The organism is Paenibacillus antibioticophila, assembly GCF_000455265.1.
In the GTDB taxonomy this organism is placed as follows: domain Bacteria; phylum Bacillota; class Bacilli; order Paenibacillales; family Paenibacillaceae; genus Fontibacillus; species Fontibacillus antibioticophila.
In genome coordinates, this window is record NZ_HG005139.1 from 2,613,864 (window position 1) to 2,629,967 (window position 16,104).

The following is a 16,104-nucleotide window of genomic DNA, read 5'->3' on the forward strand; positions in this document are numbered from 1 at the left end:
TACTTCGCCTTTGCTGTTCAACTGATACGCAGTTTGCACGTGCCTGCGCCACAGTTGCATTACAGTAAGCTTGCAGCCTGTGGCATGCAAGTAGGATACTCCGCGCGCCAATAGCCCCCTCCTAACTTCACTTTACTGCCAGCCCCGCCTTAGATTAGGCATCGCGAATGGAAGCCTGCGCGATTCACTTTATGCACAGTCCAATGGAACACCGGCGCCTGGAGTTGCGTCCAGTCATACGTTGCTTCAACCTTGAGCGGAACGCGGATCTTCGTTATCCGACTGGGCATTCCATTCTTGCTCCGAACTTTACTCGTCCTACTTGATCAGCCTAATTCCGGTCATGCTCCAGTGAAATTACTTACCTTAAATTTACCATTCGACGCTCAAACCCACTTTTAGTGAAAAAACTTACCTTAGATTGCCAGTCATTAGCCAAACCCACGTTTTAGTCAACTTTAAGTACAAAAATTTCACTATATTCGCATTTCTATCATTTCCACTAAATTTAGAGTAACTTTTTTCACTATATGTGTGTGATCTGTATTTGCATGGGGTCTGCCAACCGTCGTCATGCTGTGAAGTTCCGTACGTTGGAGCTTGGCGCAGTGTGAGATCTGCATGATGCGAGGTGTGTGCGTATACGTACTTTGTTGCCATTTTACAGAATCTGCTGGGAATAGTTCTGTGGGTAGTTGTCCATGAACCTACCCCCGCTGAAGGTGAAATGATTCGCAGTTACTGTTTGTATTGCACCGGCGTCTAGGCACTTCAAATGCCGGATGAACGAGCCGGTAGGTACATGTCGAGGGATTCGAATGCTAGTCACCGCATGGGCGGCATTGTTAGCTATTAAAGTGCATTCGGCACATACAAAGCCGAACTAAAGAATCTGCGTTAAAAGGGTATAAGTGTGAAGGTTGCTGCAGTAAAGCTTTCAGAAAGAAAGCTACATCGGGAGCATACGCTCGGAGTGGTCGCCTTTGCGAGTGGATTTCTTCCTTGTCAGAACTTATTACAATAAGAGAAATCCGCGAGCAACAGCGATCGTAAGCAACCTTCACACGTTACCCCCGGAACGCAGAAGCAATCTTTAGATGGTTTTATACTGCTGCACGCTTGCACGAAACTAGCGGCGAATGGACACAAAAAGAGAGCGCCCGACGGATTCGCGATCATCGGAGCAACTCTCTTTGCTAATCACTTATGGTAATCACTTATAGTTAAAACTGCTTGCTTCTTACTTCAAAAATGGCGAACTTCAGATAATGGCCTTCGTCCACGCCAAGAATCTGCGGGTGATCCTTGCCGGCAGCACGCCATTCTACAAGGCGCAGAATCTTGCCTGCGTCAGCGGCCGCCTCTTGAATCGTCTCGAGAAAAAGATCAGGGCGCATATGGTATGAGCAGCTGGCAGTCACCAGATAGCCGCCCTCATTCACCAGCTTCATGCCATGCAGATTGATATCCTTATAGCCTCTGCATGCGCCCTTGACCGCTCCGCGCGTCTTGGCGAAGGCGGGCGGATCCAGGATGACGACATCCCAGGTTCTGCCGCCTCCGGCCGTCATCGGCACCGAGGTGTCCGCCTTAACGCTACCCGCCGCCCGAAGGCTCCGCTCATTCAAGCCTTTAACCTGGCTGCGCAAATATTCAAACGCATCGGCAACCACAAACTCGACGCGATCCTCGAAGCCGTTCAGCTCCACATTTTGGCGGGCACTCTCAATCGCATGCTCGGAAATATCCAGACAGGTGACCTTTTTGGCGCCGTATTTGCAAGCATGAAGCGTGAAGCTGCCCGTATGCGAGAAGCACTCCAGCACGGTTGCCCCGTCCCAATAAGGAAATGTGACCTCCTTGCCGTTCCGGTTGACCGGGGCGGTGCGCACGGATCCGTCCTCATTAGGGACCTCTTGGAGTTCAATCCCGCTCTTTGCTCCCCAGCCGGTCATAAGCGGGGCTGTCGACGCCCGGTTCTCGCGCTGGTCAAAGAAGTAACCGGTCTTCTGTCCTTGCTCAATGTCTACTGAAATGAGCAGGCCGTTCTCTTTTACCGTCACAAAGCGAGGCGGATTGCCGTAGATCGGCCCCTTGACCTGCTCCAGCCCCTCCATTTCCCGGATCGGCACATCGCTGCGTTCATATATCCCTACAGGGTTCATGACCGAGACAAGCGCTTCTACAATGCTGTCCCTGCAACGATCCATGCCGAGGGTCAGAATTTGTACCACGAGCACCTCGCCGAACCGGTCTACGATCAGGCCAGGCAGGAAGTCCGCTTCTCCATAGACCAGGCGATACGCATCGTCCGCCACAAAGCGGTTTCGGTGCAGCAAACACTCCCGGAATCTGCGCTCGAAAAAGGCGGTATCCATCTCCTCCAATTCCAGATACGATACAGCACGCACCGTAATCTGCGAGGCAGGATTGTAATAGCCTGTCGCCAGAAAACGCTGGCGATGGTCCATGATCCGCACCAGACTTCCCGGCTGCGGGCCCCCTTCCACCCGTTCAATCTCATTGTTATAAATCCAGGGGTGCCCCTGCTCCAACCTTTTCTTTCGAGCTTTATGCAAAATTACCGATGCCACACGCTTCAACTCCGTTCATCCTACTTCAAATCTGATTCTGATAAGCCGCCGTCTTCATTCCTGCTGCTGCCACCGGGGTAACCGCATCCGACACCGGTGAGCATGCAGCCCTAACCACGGGCATAAGCTTAGATATAACTTGTACATCCAGGAGGTATTTCCTTGGTACGCGACATCATTTTTCCTGTAACCTTCGGTCTGGCCCTTTTCCTGTTCGGAATGAAGTTAATGGAGGCCTCGCTGCAGGCCTGGGCAGGCCCCCGGCTCATAGCCGGACTCCGGACCTCGACTAAGACACCCTTGACCGGTATGCTGTCCAGCACTGTCGTAACGGCCTTGCTTCAGAGCAGTACTGCCGTGACCGTGATGACCATCGGGCTCGTAAATGCCGGCCTGCTCAGTTACGCGCGCACACTGGGAATCATTCTAGGGGGCAATATCGGCACCTGTCTGACCACTGAGCTGATCGCCTTGAATATATCACGCTGGGGCCCTGCGCTGGCCGTAGGCTCTATTATCCTATGGATCGCTAGCGTCTTGACGGAAGAGCTTTCGCCGCGAGCCGCGATCGCCGCCTGGAGCCACTTGCTTCGCCCGCTGCAGCTTGGCGCGCTGGTGCTCCTTGGCTTCAGCCTGATCCTGATTGCCATCGCCTGGATGCAATCGATAGGTCCCGCGCTGGAAGCGCGCGGGGTCATCGACTGGCTGCTCGGCCATGCCGGAGACAGCCTGCTGTGGGGCGCTGCGGCAGGCGCGGTCATCACCGCGCTCATTCACAGCAGCGCCGCCGCCATTGCGATGACTATGGGGCTCACCGCCACCGGCGTACTTCCGGTGCCGTTCGGGATCGCTATGGTCATCGGCGCCAATGTGGGGACCTGCGTCACGGCCGTGATCGCCGCCATCGGCGGCACAAGGTCCGGCCGGTTTGTGGCCTGGTCCCACGTATTGCTCAATGTTGCCGGCGCTGTACTGTTCCTGCCGCTCACCCCGCTGCTGGCTGAGGCAAGCGCCTGGATCTCATCCGATCCGGCGGCACAGATCGCGCATTCCCAGACCATTTTCAATGTTGTCTGCTCTATACTGGCCCTGCCCGTCTGTTATCTACCCTTGTGGAGCAGGCTGGACAAGAACATGGTTCCACCCGGGGCATAGGCAGCTAGAGCTGAACGCCGAGCATAACCAGCGCCTTTTCCAGAATAAAATCATTATTATCATAGCCAAATTTCATCTGATTCTCCAAAGCCTCTGCCGGAGAGTACCAGTCGACACTGCGAATCTCCTCCAGTTGGGGCTTCAGTTCTCCGCTCTGATACTCCACCAGATAATAATGCACTTCTTTATTCACCGCTCCATACGCCGGATGCCGGTAGGTATAAGCAATAATGTCGATCAGCTCTTTGATCCGGCCGTTGACGCCCGTTTCCTCTTTGATCTCACGAAGAGCCGTCTGCTCTACGGTCTCACCGGGTTCCCGTTTGCCCTTGGCATACGATATCCGGCCGTAGCGATCCCGAATCAACTGAATCCGCAGCTCGCCCGCTTCCCGCCAATACACAATGCCTCCTGCGGATATTTCTGTCTCCGGCATCTCTGCTCCCTCCTGGCCTTACCTGACTCCAGAGCCATATCGGCCTGGGCCATGATTGGCAACAAGGACTTCAGCCCGCCTGGGCTGAAATCCCTGTAGAATTCAACTTCTATATCCTATTTACACAATCTTATTTACACAAAATCCACTTAAGCCAAAGCTTGCGTAATGGCTTGATCCATCACACGCACGAGACGGCCTTCGCTTGTGTTAGCGTCCGCTTTCGTTACCTGAACACGGCACAGCTTGCCGGTCAGGTCCTGCGATCCCTCAAAGCAAATCTGCAGATAGTTATCGCTGAAGCCCGCCACATAGCCAGTGCCCCAAGCCCCTTTTTCATCGCGCTCCGGGATGACCTCAAGCACTTGACCCACGAATTTCTCCGCATAGGAAAGCTGCATTTGCTCGGAAAGGTCGATCAATTGCTGAACTCTGGCATTTTTAACTTCCTCATCAACCTGATCTTCCATCCGCGCAGCCGGGGTTCCGGTCCGTTTGGAGTATGGAAATACATGCATCTCGGAGAAGCCGATGCGCTTGATGGCCTCAAAGCCTTCATTGAACAGCTCGTCAGTCTCGCCCGGGAAGCCGACGATCAAATCGGTTGTAATCGCCACCTCCGGCATGAAGGCACGGATCTTCGCAATCTTTTCCTCAAATTCTTCAATGGTGTATTTCCGTCTCATCCGCTTGAGAACCTCGTTGCTTCCGGCCTGAAGCGGGATGTGGAAGTGACGGCACATCTTGGACGAATGCTTGAGCACCTCAAGCATCCGGTCATCGATCTGACTCGCTTCAATGGAGCTGATCCGGATCCGCCCCAGACCTTCAATCTTATCAAGCTCCCATAACAAATCGGCAAGACTGAAATCCTCCAGATCATCGCCGTATCCGCCAGTATGGATGCCCGTCAGTACAATTTCATTATAGCCTGCGGCTACCAGCTGCTTGGCCTGGGCTACAACGTTCTTCGGATCACGGCTTCGCGACAATCCGCGCGACCAGGGAATGATACAGAACGTACAGAAGTTGTTACAGCCCTCCTGAATTTTGAGAAAGGCCCGGGTATGATCCGCAAAGCCCGGCACATCAAGCTCTTCAAACTCCCGGGTCTTCATGATATTGCGGACAGCATTAATCGGACGACGCTGGGCTTGCAATTCCTTCACATAAGGAATGATTTTGTCGCGATCCTGCGTACCGACAACGAGATCCACGCCCGGGATATCCAGGATTTCTGCAGGCGAGGTCTGGGCGTAGCAGCCCGTTACTGCCACAATCGCATCCGGATTTCTGCGAATGGCGCGGCGAATAATCTGCCGGCTCTTCTTATCCCCGGTATTCGTCACCGTACATGTATTGATCAGATATACATCGGCGGTCTGTTCAAAGTCCACCTGTTCATAGCCTTCATTTTTAAACATCTGCCAGATCGCTTCTGTATCATAGAAATTGACCTTGCAGCCCACAGTATAAAATGCAACGGATGCCACGTTACATCCCCCCCATTTCTCCAGATTCATACATGATGCATGTCAGGGCAGCCATTCCCGCTGTCTCCGTTCTTAAAATCCGTCTGCCAAGCGAAGTGGATACGGCTCCCGCTTCCTCCGCCTCCTGGATTTCCCGTTCCGAAAATCCGCCCTCCGGACCAATCACGACGGCAACATGGCACTGGTTCTCCCGCAGTGTCGCCTCAATCAAGGGGCGAAGCACATCTCTAAGCCCGCCGCCATCTTCCTTCTCATAGCAGATGCATACAAGATCAAAGGTATCCAATCGACGGAGCAATTCCTTCCATGAGATTGGAGTCTCTACGGCTGGAATTACACTGCGGTGTGATTGCTCAGCCGCTTCCTTGGCGATTTTACGCCACCGGGCTATCCGCTTTTCTTCCTTCTTGCCATCATACTGTACGACAGTCCGTTCCGAGATAAAGGGCAGAAATCCATCTGCACCAATTTCCGTGCATTTTTGAATGACCGTCTCCATTTTGTCGCCCTTCGGCAGGCTCTGGACAAGTGTGACTTTCACCCAAGGCTCGCCTTTCTGCTCAAGCATTTCAAGGATCTCCGCAGATACTGTCTCCGGCTCCAAGGATACAATTTTGACAAGGGCATCCCGGGAGGCACCGTCACTGACGATGAACTGATCGCCCGGTTTGGATCTCATAACTTTGCTTATATGGCGGGCGTCTTCACCTGTGATTGTTACAGAACGCTCTCCGAATTGATCGGGCCCAATAAAGTACCGCTGCATAATCACCATTCCTTGCACAAAATAAACCAAAATACATCATACAACTTTTATTTTCCGGATTCCAGTGGCGGTTTTAGGGAGAACTCCGAACTGCCCCCTTAAGCTCAAATTTAAAAAGTCGGCTTTTTGAACTACCTCTTAAGCTCCGAACAGAACACGGAAGAAGATCAGAAAATGTTCCGCCAGCGCATTTGCCGCTCCGTACAGCGGCACTATAGTATAGAGCCGAAATGTAGGCACTACCAGAATAATCAAGAAAACCAGGATCGACCATTGCTCAAATCGGTGCAGGATGCCCAGCATCCGGCGCGGCACCAGATCTTCGACGATCCGGTAACCGTCCAGCGGCGGCAAGGGAATAAGGTTGAACAGACACAGAAAGAAGTTCATGACGATAAAAGTGCTGAAAAAGATATGAATCGCCTGCTGCAACTTATCCTCTACCATAAATGGAGATACTACTCCGGACTGCAAAAGCGCTGCATAGATCACCGAGCCGAGCACGGCCAGCAATAAATTGCTCAGCGGGCCGGCAACCGAGACGATAATGCCCATTAAACGGGGCTTGTCGAAGTTATCGCGATTGACCGGGACCGGTCTGGCCCAGCCGAAGCCTGCTATCAACAGCAGGACAATACCGAAAAAATCAAAGTGAACCGTCGGATTAAGGGTAACCCTTCCAAGCATCTTGGCTGTAGGGTCACCGAACCGATAAGCAAAATAGGCATGAGAAAATTCATGGACTGTAAATGCAATCAGCAATGTAACCAGGTAGAACGGCAACTCGCTGATTGGCACATACAAGAGTTTATTTAGAAACTCCATTTATTTACCTCTTTCTCGCTACAAAGGCAACCCAATCCTCTTCACGGGCTGTCTGCGTGATCTCAAAGCCGGCAGCAAGCAGCGCGTCTTGCACAGCCTGCTCCTTGTTCTTATAAATACCTGAAGCAATATAAATTCCGCCTGACTCAAGCGCTTCATAGACATCCTCAATGAATAGCAAAATGATTTCGGCCAAAATGTTGGCAACCACAACGCGAACCGGCAGCTTCACAGATATCGGGGTGTTCACACCTTGCTTCAATACCGACAGCAGATCGCTTTCCACAACCTGAATCCGATCTTCCAGGCCGTTCAATCTTGTGTTCTCCGCGGCACTGGAGACAGCTACAGGATCCAGATCCAGCGCCAGCACCCGGGAAGCACCTAATCTGCATGCGCCTATGGCAAGAATTCCGGAACCGGTGCCGACATCTATAACTTCGTCTCCCGGCTGTATTACACCTTCTAATGTGCGTAAGCACAACGATGTCGTAGGATGCGTGCCTGTGCCGAAGGCCATACCCGGATCAAGCTCAATAATCTGCTCTTGATCCGATTGCGGCGTGTACTCTTCCCAGGTCGGCTTGATGGTCAAGCGATCGGACACCTTTAGCGGCTTGAAATATTGCTTCCAGTTGTTCGCCCAATCATCCTCATCCACCTCTCTGATGGAGTAAACAGGCTGTCCGGGATCAATGTCATATTCCCGAAGCTCTTCAACCCGCCGCCTGATCTGTACTGCCACCTCATCCAAGGCAATCCCTTCCGGAAAATAGCCAAGAATCTTCGCCTCTCCCTCCGGAATGTCGTTAGGAGGAATTTCAAACCATTGACCGAGCGAGGTGTCGCGGGGCTTGCTATTATCGACATGCTCTTCTATCGTAACGCCGCCTGCACCTGCCTCATGCAGAAAGTTGGTGATCATCTCCACGGCCTCTTCGGTAGTATGTATTGTAAGTTCATTCCATTTCATCGTAAGTTTTCCTCCTTGAAATCATGCATAAGGTTTATTGTACTATAGACCGGGACATTATCGCAAAAAAAGGCCGGGCATCAGCACCCGGCGCTTTCATTACAATTTTCGCTTTCCTTCCTGTCGAGCATTTGCCCGTTCACTGCGCTCCAAGGCTTCCCAGTCCTCCTGATCTGCCAGGTCATCGGAAAATTCAACGTCTTCATGATATCCTCCGGACAAATCGTTCAGGCTTCTATCAGCCGATCCCCTTTTCGTACGCCGATCCTCTGAACTAAATTTGGACATCTTGTACCTTCCCCCTTCACAGATTTGAGTTGCTTGCTAAAGGCTATAGCAGTCCGTCCAGGTCCTCAATCAGACGCAATGCCTGATGATGAATGCCTTCATCCACGACGGCGGTAAGCAGGATATCCCTTCCGGTTGGCCCTCCTTGTCCGCCATGACTCATGCCGCTTGAAGCCGGATCAGCAGCGCTAAGAATCCCTAAGGAGTCTCCGAACTCAACAGAGTATTCTTCTCCATAACGGCTGATGCGATCGATAGATACATCCGCCGCTCTTAACGCACGGAGCTTGGCAGCTGCTTCACCGGCTTCCTCAGGGCTTTTGAAATACGCCAGAATATTTTTCTCGCCCATACCGCATTCTGTCCTTCCTTCAATAATGAACAGAACCTTACAAGGTTCCTCGAGGATTAGGATGAGTATCTGGATAAGTATTTATCCTCTGAAAATAAAAAAGAGCGGCCCGGCATCATCTTGCGATGTCCGGGCAGCCCTCATGCCGCTATAGGCCTATCCTGTTAAATTAATCCCCGCGGAAAGCCCGCTTCATACGGTCGAAGAACGACTGTTCATGCTCATGCGTGAATTCCCCATCGAGCGAAGCGAATTGGCGCAGCAATTCCTTCTGCTCCTCGTTGAGCTTGCTAGGAGTAACAACCACAACCTTGACATGCTGATCCCCTTGACCGATGCCGCGCAGCTTAGGCACCCCTTTGCCCTTAAGGCGGAAGTAGGTTCCCGTCTGTGTACCGGCAGGAATCTTCAGCTTTACCTTCTCCGTCAAGGTCGGAATTTCGATCTCATCGCCTAGTGCAGCCTGGGCAAAGGTCAGCGGAATCTCACAATAAATATCGTCGCCTTCCCGATCGAAGAAATCATGAGATTTCACACGGATAATGATATATAGATCGCCGGCCGGACCTCCGCGCAGCCCGCCTTCACCCTCTCCGGCCATCCGAAGCTGAGCGCCGTCATCCACGCCCGCCGGAATGCGGACATGAATCTTCCGCTGTTTCTTGACCTTGCCGTTACCACCGCAGGTGGTGCACTTCTCCCTGATAATCTGTCCTCTACCGCCGCAGTTAGAGCATGCACGGCGGTTAACCATACGGCCAAATGGCGTATTCTGCACGACCTCCTGTTGGCCTGAACCATGACAGACAGAACAAGTCTCAGGCCGGGTGCCCGGCTTTGCTCCGCTCCCGTTACAAGTATCGCAATTCTCTGTCCGGGGAATCGTGATATCTGTCTCTTTGCCGAATACGGCTTCCTTGAATTCGATGGTCATCGTATATTGCAGATCATTACCTCGCTGCGGAGCATTCGGATCACGCCGATTCCCTCCGCCGCCGAAGAACATATCGAAAATATCGCCAAAACCGCCGAAATCGCCGGAAAAGCCTCCGCCCATCCCCTGGTTAGGATCGACATGCCCATATTGATCATATTGCGCCCGTTTGCCGGAATCACTCAGCACATCATAGGCTTCCTTCACTTCCTTGAACTTTGCCTCCGCGTCATCCGCCTTGTTCACATCCGGATGATACTGCCGTGCCAGCTTTCGGTAAGCCTTCTTGATCTCTTCCTCGGAAGCTGACTTGCCGAGGCCCAGCACCTCGTAATAGTCCCGTTTCTCTGCCATCCTTCCACCCCCATACTTGACTTGAAGCCCTGCTGTAAAGACCGGCCCTTAATCCGGCAAAAGGAAAGTCAAAGCGCAGGCTTACCTGCACTTTGACCTCCCCAGCTCACCCAAGTCTATTTACTCTATGCATCAAGGCATGTGCCTCGGATTAATTCTTCTTGTCTTCGTCAACAACCTCGTAATCAGCATCGACTACATTGTCTCTGCCGCCAGCAGCTTCGCCCTCCGCACCGCCGGCTTGCTCCCCGGCTTGAGCCGCCTGCTCGTACAGCTTCACCGACAGCTGTTGAACGATCTCGGTCAGCTTCTCGGAAGCAGCCTTGATCACTTCCAGGTCATCGCTTTCCAGTGCTTTCTTGAGCTCTTCCTTGGCAGCATTCGCTTTTTCCGTCTCGGAAGCATCGACTTTATCCCCGAGCTCCTTCAACGTCTTGTCAACGCTGTAGATCAATTGGTCGCCGTTATTCTTTGCTTCAACAAGCTCCCTGCGTTTCTTGTCCTCTTCCGCATGAAGCTCGGCATCCTTCATCATGCGCTCCACTTCATCATCGCTCAGACCGCTCGACGAGGTGATTGTGATTTTTTGACTCTTGCCTGTGCCTTTATCGGTTGCAGATACGTTCACGATCCCGTTGGCATCGATGTCGAACGTAACTTCGATTTGAGGCACACCGCGCGGAGCCAGCGGAATGTCGCCCAGCATGAAGCGTCCCAGCGTTTTGTTGCCGGCAGCCATTTCGCGTTCCCCTTGCAGAACATGGATTTCAACGCTTGGCTGATTATCCGCATAGGTGGAGAATACTTGCGATTTACTTGTCGGAATGGTAGTGTTGCGCTCGATCATCTTGGTGAATACGCCGCCCGCGGTTTCGATACCGAGCGACAATGGGGTTACGTCGAGCAATACAACGTCCTTCACATCGCCTGTAAGCACGCCTGCTTGAACCGCGGCGCCAAGCGCTACCACTTCATCCGGGTTTACTCCCTTATGAGGCTCCTTGCCAGTCAGCTTCTTGATTGCTTCCTGTACAGCAGGGATCCGGGTCGAACCGCCAACAAGCACTACTCTATGGATATCCGCAGAGGTCATTCCTGCATCGCTAAGCGCACGGCGGGTTGGTCCCATTGTACGTTCTACAAGGTCAGCCGTCAATTCTTCGAATTTAGCGCGGGTCAGATTAACTTCAAGGTGCTGAGGCACGCCGTCCACTACCGTAATAAACGGAAGCGAGATCGTTGTCGTCAGAACGCCGGACAATTCTTTCTTCGCTTTTTCCGCAGCATCCTTCAGGCGCTGCACAGCTGCTTTGTCCTTGCTCAGGTCAATGCCTTGATCCTTTTTGAATTCAGCAACGAGATAATCAATAATCTTTTGGTCGAAGTCATCGCCGCCCAGGTTGTTGTCCCCGCTGGTGGCCTTAACTTCAAAGAAGCCGTCGCCCAGCTCAAGAATCGATACGTCAAATGTACCGCCGCCCAGGTCGTAAACCAGGATGGTTTGATCTTCTGCTTTTTCAAGACCGTAAGCCAAAGCTGCCGCCGTAGGCTCGTTGACGATCCGCAGCACTTCCAGACCCGCAATCTTGCCGGCATCCTTGGTTGCTTGACGCTGGCTGTCATTGAAATAAGCCGGAACCGTAATGACCGCCTGGGTTACCGTTTGTCCTAAGTAAGCTTCTGCATCCGACTTCAGCTTCTGCAGAATAATTGCCGAAATTTCTTGCGGCGTGAAATCCTTGCCGTCAACTGTTTCTTTATGGTTCGTTCCCATATGTCTCTTCACCGACATGATCGTGCGGTCCGGATTCGTAATCGCCTGACGTTTCGCCGTCTCACCGACAATGCGTTCTCCGTCTTTCTTGAAGCCCACCACCGAAGGAGTGGTGCGGGCGCCTTCCGGATTCGGGATAACGACAGCCTCGCCGCCTTCCATTACGGCTACGCAAGAGTTTGTTGTTCCAAGGTCAATACCGATAACTTTACTCATAGGAATAGTTCCTCCTTAAATGTATGCTGCAAACTGGGAAAAGGGCGATTAACCTTTCACTTTGACCATCGCCGGACGAAGCACTTTATCTTTCAGCATGTAGCCTTTTTGTACTTCTTCGACCACATCGCCTTCCTCATATTCATCGCTCTCCACCTGCATAATCGCCTGGTGGTACTCGGGGTTGAACGGTGTCCCCACAGCCTCCATCGGCGTCAAGCCTTCCGCTTTAAGAATACCTTCCAGTTGGCGGAAGATCATCTCAACACCCTTGGCATAAGAAGCTGCCTCCGGCACATCGGAAACCGAGCCCAAAGCGCGTTCAAAATTGTCAATGACCGGCAGAAGCTCGGTAATAAGCTTGGCAGATGCATACTTGCCCAGCTCTTCCTTCTCCTTCACGGTCCGGCGGCGGAAGTTATCATAATCGGCCTGTGTACGAAGCAGACGCTGCTTGTGCTCTTCTATTTCAGCCTTCAGCTTCTCCGTCTCAGCCTCAAGGGCTTGATCCTGATCACCCGCTGCCTGTTCCTGAACATCTTCTTCAGGAGTGCCGTCGTCCGTTACGTTGTCCGTATCCGCATTTTCCAGCTCTTCTTTAACTCCAGTCTCCATCTCGTCTTGAATCGGTTGTTGTTCCTTCAAGATGTCACCTCCTTAGACAAAATTGCTGCAATTCATCTGCATCATTTACCCTATTGAATTTAATGAATCCTGGATAAAAATCTGCTCAGGTCTTTTGATAGGATGTCCAGGATTCCAATAACCCGTGCATACTCCATTCGTGTCGGACCAAGAATCCCAATCGTTCCCACCGCTTCACCGTCAATTGCATAGGTCGCCGTAATCAGACTACAGTTCGCAAAGGCTTCATGGCCATTTTCAGTCCCGATCCTCACCTGTATACCGCCCGGGCTTGAAGCCGAGGCCATCATTTTCAGCATCGTCGGCGTCTCCTGGAACAAATCGAGAATGCTCTTTACCTTATCAACCTCTCGGAATTCCGGCTGGGTCAGCATATTCGTCATCCCGCTAAGGAACAAACGCTGCGTATCCTGCCCATTATCAAGCGCATCATCCAATACACTCATCAGACCCTCGAAATGACTCACATAACGCTCCATTTCCTGACCGATCTCGTTGTAGAGCGCCGTCTTCAGCTTGTAAATAGGTATCCCGGTCAATTTTCGGTTAAGCAGGTTCACGAAATGCTCGATCTCCGAAACTGAAATTCCGGCCGGAATGGATACGGTCTTGTTCTCCACTTGACCCGTATTGGTCACGATAATGGCGACAGCCGTATTCTCATTCAGCGGCAGCAGCTGAAAATGACGCAACGACGTATTAAAAACTTCCGGCCCAAGCAGGATGGAAGTGTAATTCGTCATATTGGAAAGAATGGTGCCCGCATGCTGTACGATCTGTTCAATCGCATTCAGCTTCTCCGCAAAAAACGTCTTCAGGGTATGCAATTCCTTCGGCTTGATCAGATCCTGGGGAGCCAGATGATCCACATAGTATCGGTATCCCTTATGAGAAGGTATCCGTCCTGCAGAAGTATGAGGCTGCTCCAGAAATCCAAGTTCCTCCAGGTCGGCCATCTCATTGCGGATGGTGGCTGGACTGTAAGAAACATCTCCCCGCTTGGATATGCTCCGGGATCCCACCGGCTCCGCTGAACGGATATAATCATCAACTATAGCATTAAGTATCATCCTTTGGCGTTCCGTAAGCATGGTAATCCCTCCTGTATCACTTGGATAAAGCTCTGTTTCAAGCTCGTTAGCACTCGTTGTCGTTGAGTGCTAATCACTATTACAAAAATACCAAACCAACCTGACGATTGTCAAGTCAGTTCAGTATCTTGAGCACAGCTATTTCGTCGCAGCATTGCTGCTTCGAACAGTTCACGCAATCCCGCCATACTTTCTCCGGAAAAATCTCCTTTTCCACCACATGATATCCATTCTTTAAAAAGAAGGAGACCTCATAGGTAAGAGCCATCACCCGGGGGAGGGACTGCTTTCTCGCTTCCATCTCCAGCTGCTCAACAAGCATCGAGCCTAGTCCGCGGCCTTTATACCCTTCCGAGATGCCAAGCGAGCGAATCTCCACCAGCTCATCTCCGAGCTTGCATAACGATCCGCAGCCTACAATGATACCGTCTGCTTCCGCAACGATGAAATCTTCGATCTGCCGCTCGAGCACAGCCCGGGAGCGCGGGAGCATGATCCCCTTTTTTGCATATTCATCTATAAGCTCAAAAAGCTGACCTACATCCTCCAGCTTCGCTTGTCTGCATAAGATAACAGCCTGCATACCTTCTCCCCCTCCGATCAACGCTGCAATGATTTACGAATAAATATACATCACAGTGTATAAAAGTTCAAGAGAGAATATACATTCTATTTCCCTTAGCTGGTTAGCGCCCCGACAAATTCACCAAATACCTCGTTGCCGAGTAAAATCCCGCGCTCGCTGAGACGATAACCTCCATGATCAGCATGCGGCTCAAGAAGTCCGGCATTCAGCATTTTTTGAAGCTGGCCCTCAAAGATACTCTCCAGAGAAGCTCCAAATTGATCACTAAAATCGCTGCTGCGAATCCCGTCCAGCATCCGCAAGCCAACCATCACAAAGTCCTCCATTGCCTCCTCGCGCGAAACCCGGAATTGCTCCAGGCGCGGAAGTCTCGTCTTGGCGGCTTCGACAAAGGGGCTGACCCCTTTAATATTCATATGGCGCTGACCGCCGACATAACCGTGCGCACCGGCTCCAAGACCGTAGTAATCCTCATTTCGCCAATAGGTCGTATTGTGCCGGCTCTCCAAGCCGGGCTTGGCAAAATTACTGATCTCATATTGTTTATATCCTACTGCCTTCATCCGAGACATCAGAAGCAGGTACATGTTCAACTCATCCTCTTCACTCGGAAGCGGCAGTTGATTTCGCTGAAACAGGGTATGGAATAACGTATTCTCCTCCACCTTAAGGCTGTAAATCGAGTAATGAGGGAGTTCCAGCTCAAGGGCCCGGTCTATACTTTCATTTAACATGTCAACCGTTTGATTAGGAAGCCCGAACATCAGGTCGATGGACATATTTGAAATTCCAGCGAGACGAGCATTCTCAAGACTTCGATATACATCATCTGTATTATGAATCCGTCCGATTCCCGTAAGCAGGTCATTCTGGAATGCCTGTACCCCGAAGCTGACCCGGTTCACCCCGCCGGCCTTCATGACCAACAGCTTCTCCAGGTCCGTCGTTCCCGGATTTGCTTCCATCGAGAATTCGATATCATCCGCCCAATCCGGAAAATGCCGTTTGACCGAGCTCAGGAAATACTCCATCTCATCCGGCTTGAGTACGGTTGGCGTTCCTCCGCCTACAAAAATGGACTTGATCGTTCCGGGAGGGGTCTCTCCAACCGTAAGCTCCATCTCCCTATCCAGTGCGTGCAGATAGTCCATGACAGGCTGATCCTTCAGCACGTAAGAGTTAAAATCGCAATAGAAGCATTTATTTGTACAAAATGGTATGTGAATATACACCGCCTGCGGTGATGTTTGCTGGCTCATCTTATTCCCTCCTTAATGACTGCAAATTCATGTCTGTGTCCAGCCGAAAGTCCGATATAGCGCGAAGAGGGTGTCCCAAAAGCAAGCTTTGGAACACCCACGCCAATAGAATAGGATGGTCATTTTCTTCATCATCATAACCCGTATCGGCGATGACGATTTTGGACAGCTTGCCCGGCTGTGATTTTACATTTCACTATAGTAAGCGGGCGTCATGACTTCTTACTATAGCTATTTCGCGCACTTAAAATGGCTTCATTTAGGTGCGAGTGTTCACGCGACGAAACAAGTGCCAAAAAGCAATTAGATTACTGAACTGGGAGCTCTCACGGCGAAACAAGTGCCGAAAAGCAATTAAATTGC

15 protein-coding genes are annotated in these 16,104 nt (G+C 51.6%); 1 reads left to right on the top strand and 14 read right to left on the bottom strand.

What is annotated here, in order from left to right; all coding sequences use genetic code 11:
• Nucleotides 1–1,223: 1,223 nt before the first annotated feature.
• Nucleotides 1,224–2,594, bottom strand: coding sequence for a class I SAM-dependent rRNA methyltransferase (locus TX85_RS12045; RefSeq protein WP_044480025.1), 1,371 nt, complete (start codon nt 2,592–2,594; stop codon nt 1,224–1,226).
• A 162-nt stretch (nt 2,595–2,756) separates the two neighbouring features.
• On the opposite strand from TX85_RS12045, the gene TX85_RS12050 reads away from it, so the two are divergent.
• Nucleotides 2,757–3,749, top strand: coding sequence for a Na/Pi cotransporter family protein (locus TX85_RS12050; RefSeq protein ID WP_044479336.1), 993 nt, complete (start codon nt 2,757–2,759; stop codon nt 3,747–3,749).
• A 4-nt stretch (nt 3,750–3,753) separates the two neighbouring features.
• Here the strand turns inward: TX85_RS12050 and TX85_RS12055 are convergent, their stop codons facing one another.
• From TX85_RS12055 to hemW, 13 genes are all read right to left on the bottom strand, one after another.
• Entirely contained in the window at nt 3,754–4,185 is a 432-nt protein-coding gene (locus TX85_RS12055; protein ID WP_044479337.1) for an NUDIX hydrolase, read from the bottom strand.
• Between the two features lie 149 nt (nt 4,186–4,334).
• A complete protein-coding gene (gene mtaB, locus TX85_RS12060) occupies nt 4,335–5,678 on the bottom strand; it encodes a tRNA (N(6)-L-threonylcarbamoyladenosine(37)-C(2))-methylthiotransferase MtaB (RefSeq protein ID WP_044479338.1) in 1,344 nt (447 codons plus the stop codon).
• A 1-nt stretch (nt 5,679) separates the two neighbouring features.
• Nucleotides 5,680–6,444 (bottom strand): 16S rRNA (uracil(1498)-N(3))-methyltransferase, encoded by a 765-nt coding sequence (locus TX85_RS12065; protein ID WP_044479339.1) that lies wholly within the window; start codon nt 6,442–6,444, stop codon nt 5,680–5,682.
• Between the two features lie 138 nt (nt 6,445–6,582).
• On the bottom strand, nt 6,583–7,269 hold the full coding sequence (locus TX85_RS12070; RefSeq protein WP_044479340.1) for a site-2 protease family protein: 687 nt from the start codon (nt 7,267–7,269) through the stop codon (nt 6,583–6,585).
• A 4-nt stretch (nt 7,270–7,273) separates the two neighbouring features.
• Nucleotides 7,274–8,242: a 50S ribosomal protein L11 methyltransferase gene (gene prmA / locus TX85_RS12075; RefSeq protein ID WP_044479341.1), complete on the bottom strand. Its 969-nt coding sequence runs from the start codon at nt 8,240–8,242 to the stop codon at nt 7,274–7,276.
• A 99-nt stretch (nt 8,243–8,341) separates the two neighbouring features.
• Nucleotides 8,342–8,530: a YfhD family protein gene (locus tag TX85_RS12080; protein WP_044479342.1), complete on the bottom strand. Its 189-nt coding sequence runs from the start codon at nt 8,528–8,530 to the stop codon at nt 8,342–8,344.
• Between the two features lie 43 nt (nt 8,531–8,573).
• Nucleotides 8,574–8,882, bottom strand: a complete 309-nt coding sequence (locus TX85_RS12085; RefSeq protein WP_044479343.1) for a hypothetical protein — start codon at nt 8,880–8,882, stop codon at nt 8,574–8,576.
• 169 nt (nt 8,883–9,051) lie between these two features.
• Nucleotides 9,052–10,170 (bottom strand): molecular chaperone DnaJ, encoded by a 1,119-nt coding sequence (gene dnaJ / locus TX85_RS12090; RefSeq protein ID WP_044479344.1) that lies wholly within the window; start codon nt 10,168–10,170, stop codon nt 9,052–9,054.
• A 151-nt stretch (nt 10,171–10,321) separates the two neighbouring features.
• Nucleotides 10,322–12,160, bottom strand: coding sequence for a molecular chaperone DnaK (dnaK, locus tag TX85_RS12095; protein ID WP_044479345.1), 1,839 nt, complete (start codon nt 12,158–12,160; stop codon nt 10,322–10,324).
• Nucleotides 12,161–12,208: 48 nt separating this feature from the next.
• The gene (gene grpE, locus TX85_RS12100) at nt 12,209–12,805 is read right to left on the bottom strand and encodes a nucleotide exchange factor GrpE (RefSeq protein WP_044479346.1); all 597 of its coding nucleotides are present in this window, start codon (nt 12,803–12,805) and stop codon (nt 12,209–12,211) included.
• 59 nt (nt 12,806–12,864) lie between these two features.
• On the bottom strand, nt 12,865–13,896 hold the full coding sequence (hrcA, locus tag TX85_RS12105) for a heat-inducible transcriptional repressor HrcA (RefSeq protein ID WP_044479347.1): 1,032 nt from the start codon (nt 13,894–13,896) through the stop codon (nt 12,865–12,867).
• Between the two features lie 115 nt (nt 13,897–14,011).
• Nucleotides 14,012–14,479, bottom strand: coding sequence for an N-acetyltransferase (locus TX85_RS12110; RefSeq protein ID WP_044479348.1), 468 nt, complete (start codon nt 14,477–14,479; stop codon nt 14,012–14,014).
• 95 nt (nt 14,480–14,574) lie between these two features.
• On the bottom strand, nt 14,575–15,741 hold the full coding sequence (gene hemW, locus TX85_RS12115; protein ID WP_044479349.1) for a radical SAM family heme chaperone HemW: 1,167 nt from the start codon (nt 15,739–15,741) through the stop codon (nt 14,575–14,577).
• Nucleotides 15,742–16,104 lie beyond the last annotated feature (363 nt).

Bases quoted from the DNA above. Each gene is read 5' to 3' on its own strand.
- TX85_RS12055 (WP_044479337.1), bottom strand. From the start codon at position 4,185: ATGCCGGAGACAGAAATATCCGCAGGAGGCATTGTGTATTGGCGGGAA.
- TX85_RS12065 (WP_044479339.1), bottom strand. From the start codon at position 6,444: ATGCAGCGGTACTTTATTGGGCCCGATCAATTCGGAGAGCGTTCTGTA.
- TX85_RS12070 (WP_044479340.1), bottom strand. From the start codon at position 7,269: ATGGAGTTTCTAAATAAACTCTTGTATGTGCCAATCAGCGAGTTGCCG.
- prmA (WP_044479341.1), bottom strand. From the start codon at position 8,242: ATGAAATGGAATGAACTTACAATACATACTACCGAAGAGGCCGTGGAG.
- TX85_RS12080 (WP_044479342.1), bottom strand. From the start codon at position 8,530: ATGTCCAAATTTAGTTCAGAGGATCGGCGTACGAAAAGGGGATCGGCT.
- TX85_RS12085 (WP_044479343.1), bottom strand. From the start codon at position 8,882: ATGGGCGAGAAAAATATTCTGGCGTATTTCAAAAGCCCTGAGGAAGCC.
- dnaJ (WP_044479344.1), bottom strand. From the start codon at position 10,170: ATGGCAGAGAAACGGGACTATTACGAGGTGCTGGGCCTCGGCAAGTCA.
- dnaK (WP_044479345.1), bottom strand. From the start codon at position 12,160: ATGAGTAAAGTTATCGGTATTGACCTTGGAACAACAAACTCTTGCGTA.
- hrcA (WP_044479347.1), bottom strand. From the start codon at position 13,896: ATGCTTACGGAACGCCAAAGGATGATACTTAATGCTATAGTTGATGAT.
- TX85_RS12110 (WP_044479348.1), bottom strand. From the start codon at position 14,479: ATGCAGGCTGTTATCTTATGCAGACAAGCGAAGCTGGAGGATGTAGGT.
- hemW (WP_044479349.1), bottom strand. From the start codon at position 15,741: ATGAGCCAGCAAACATCACCGCAGGCGGTGTATATTCACATACCATTT.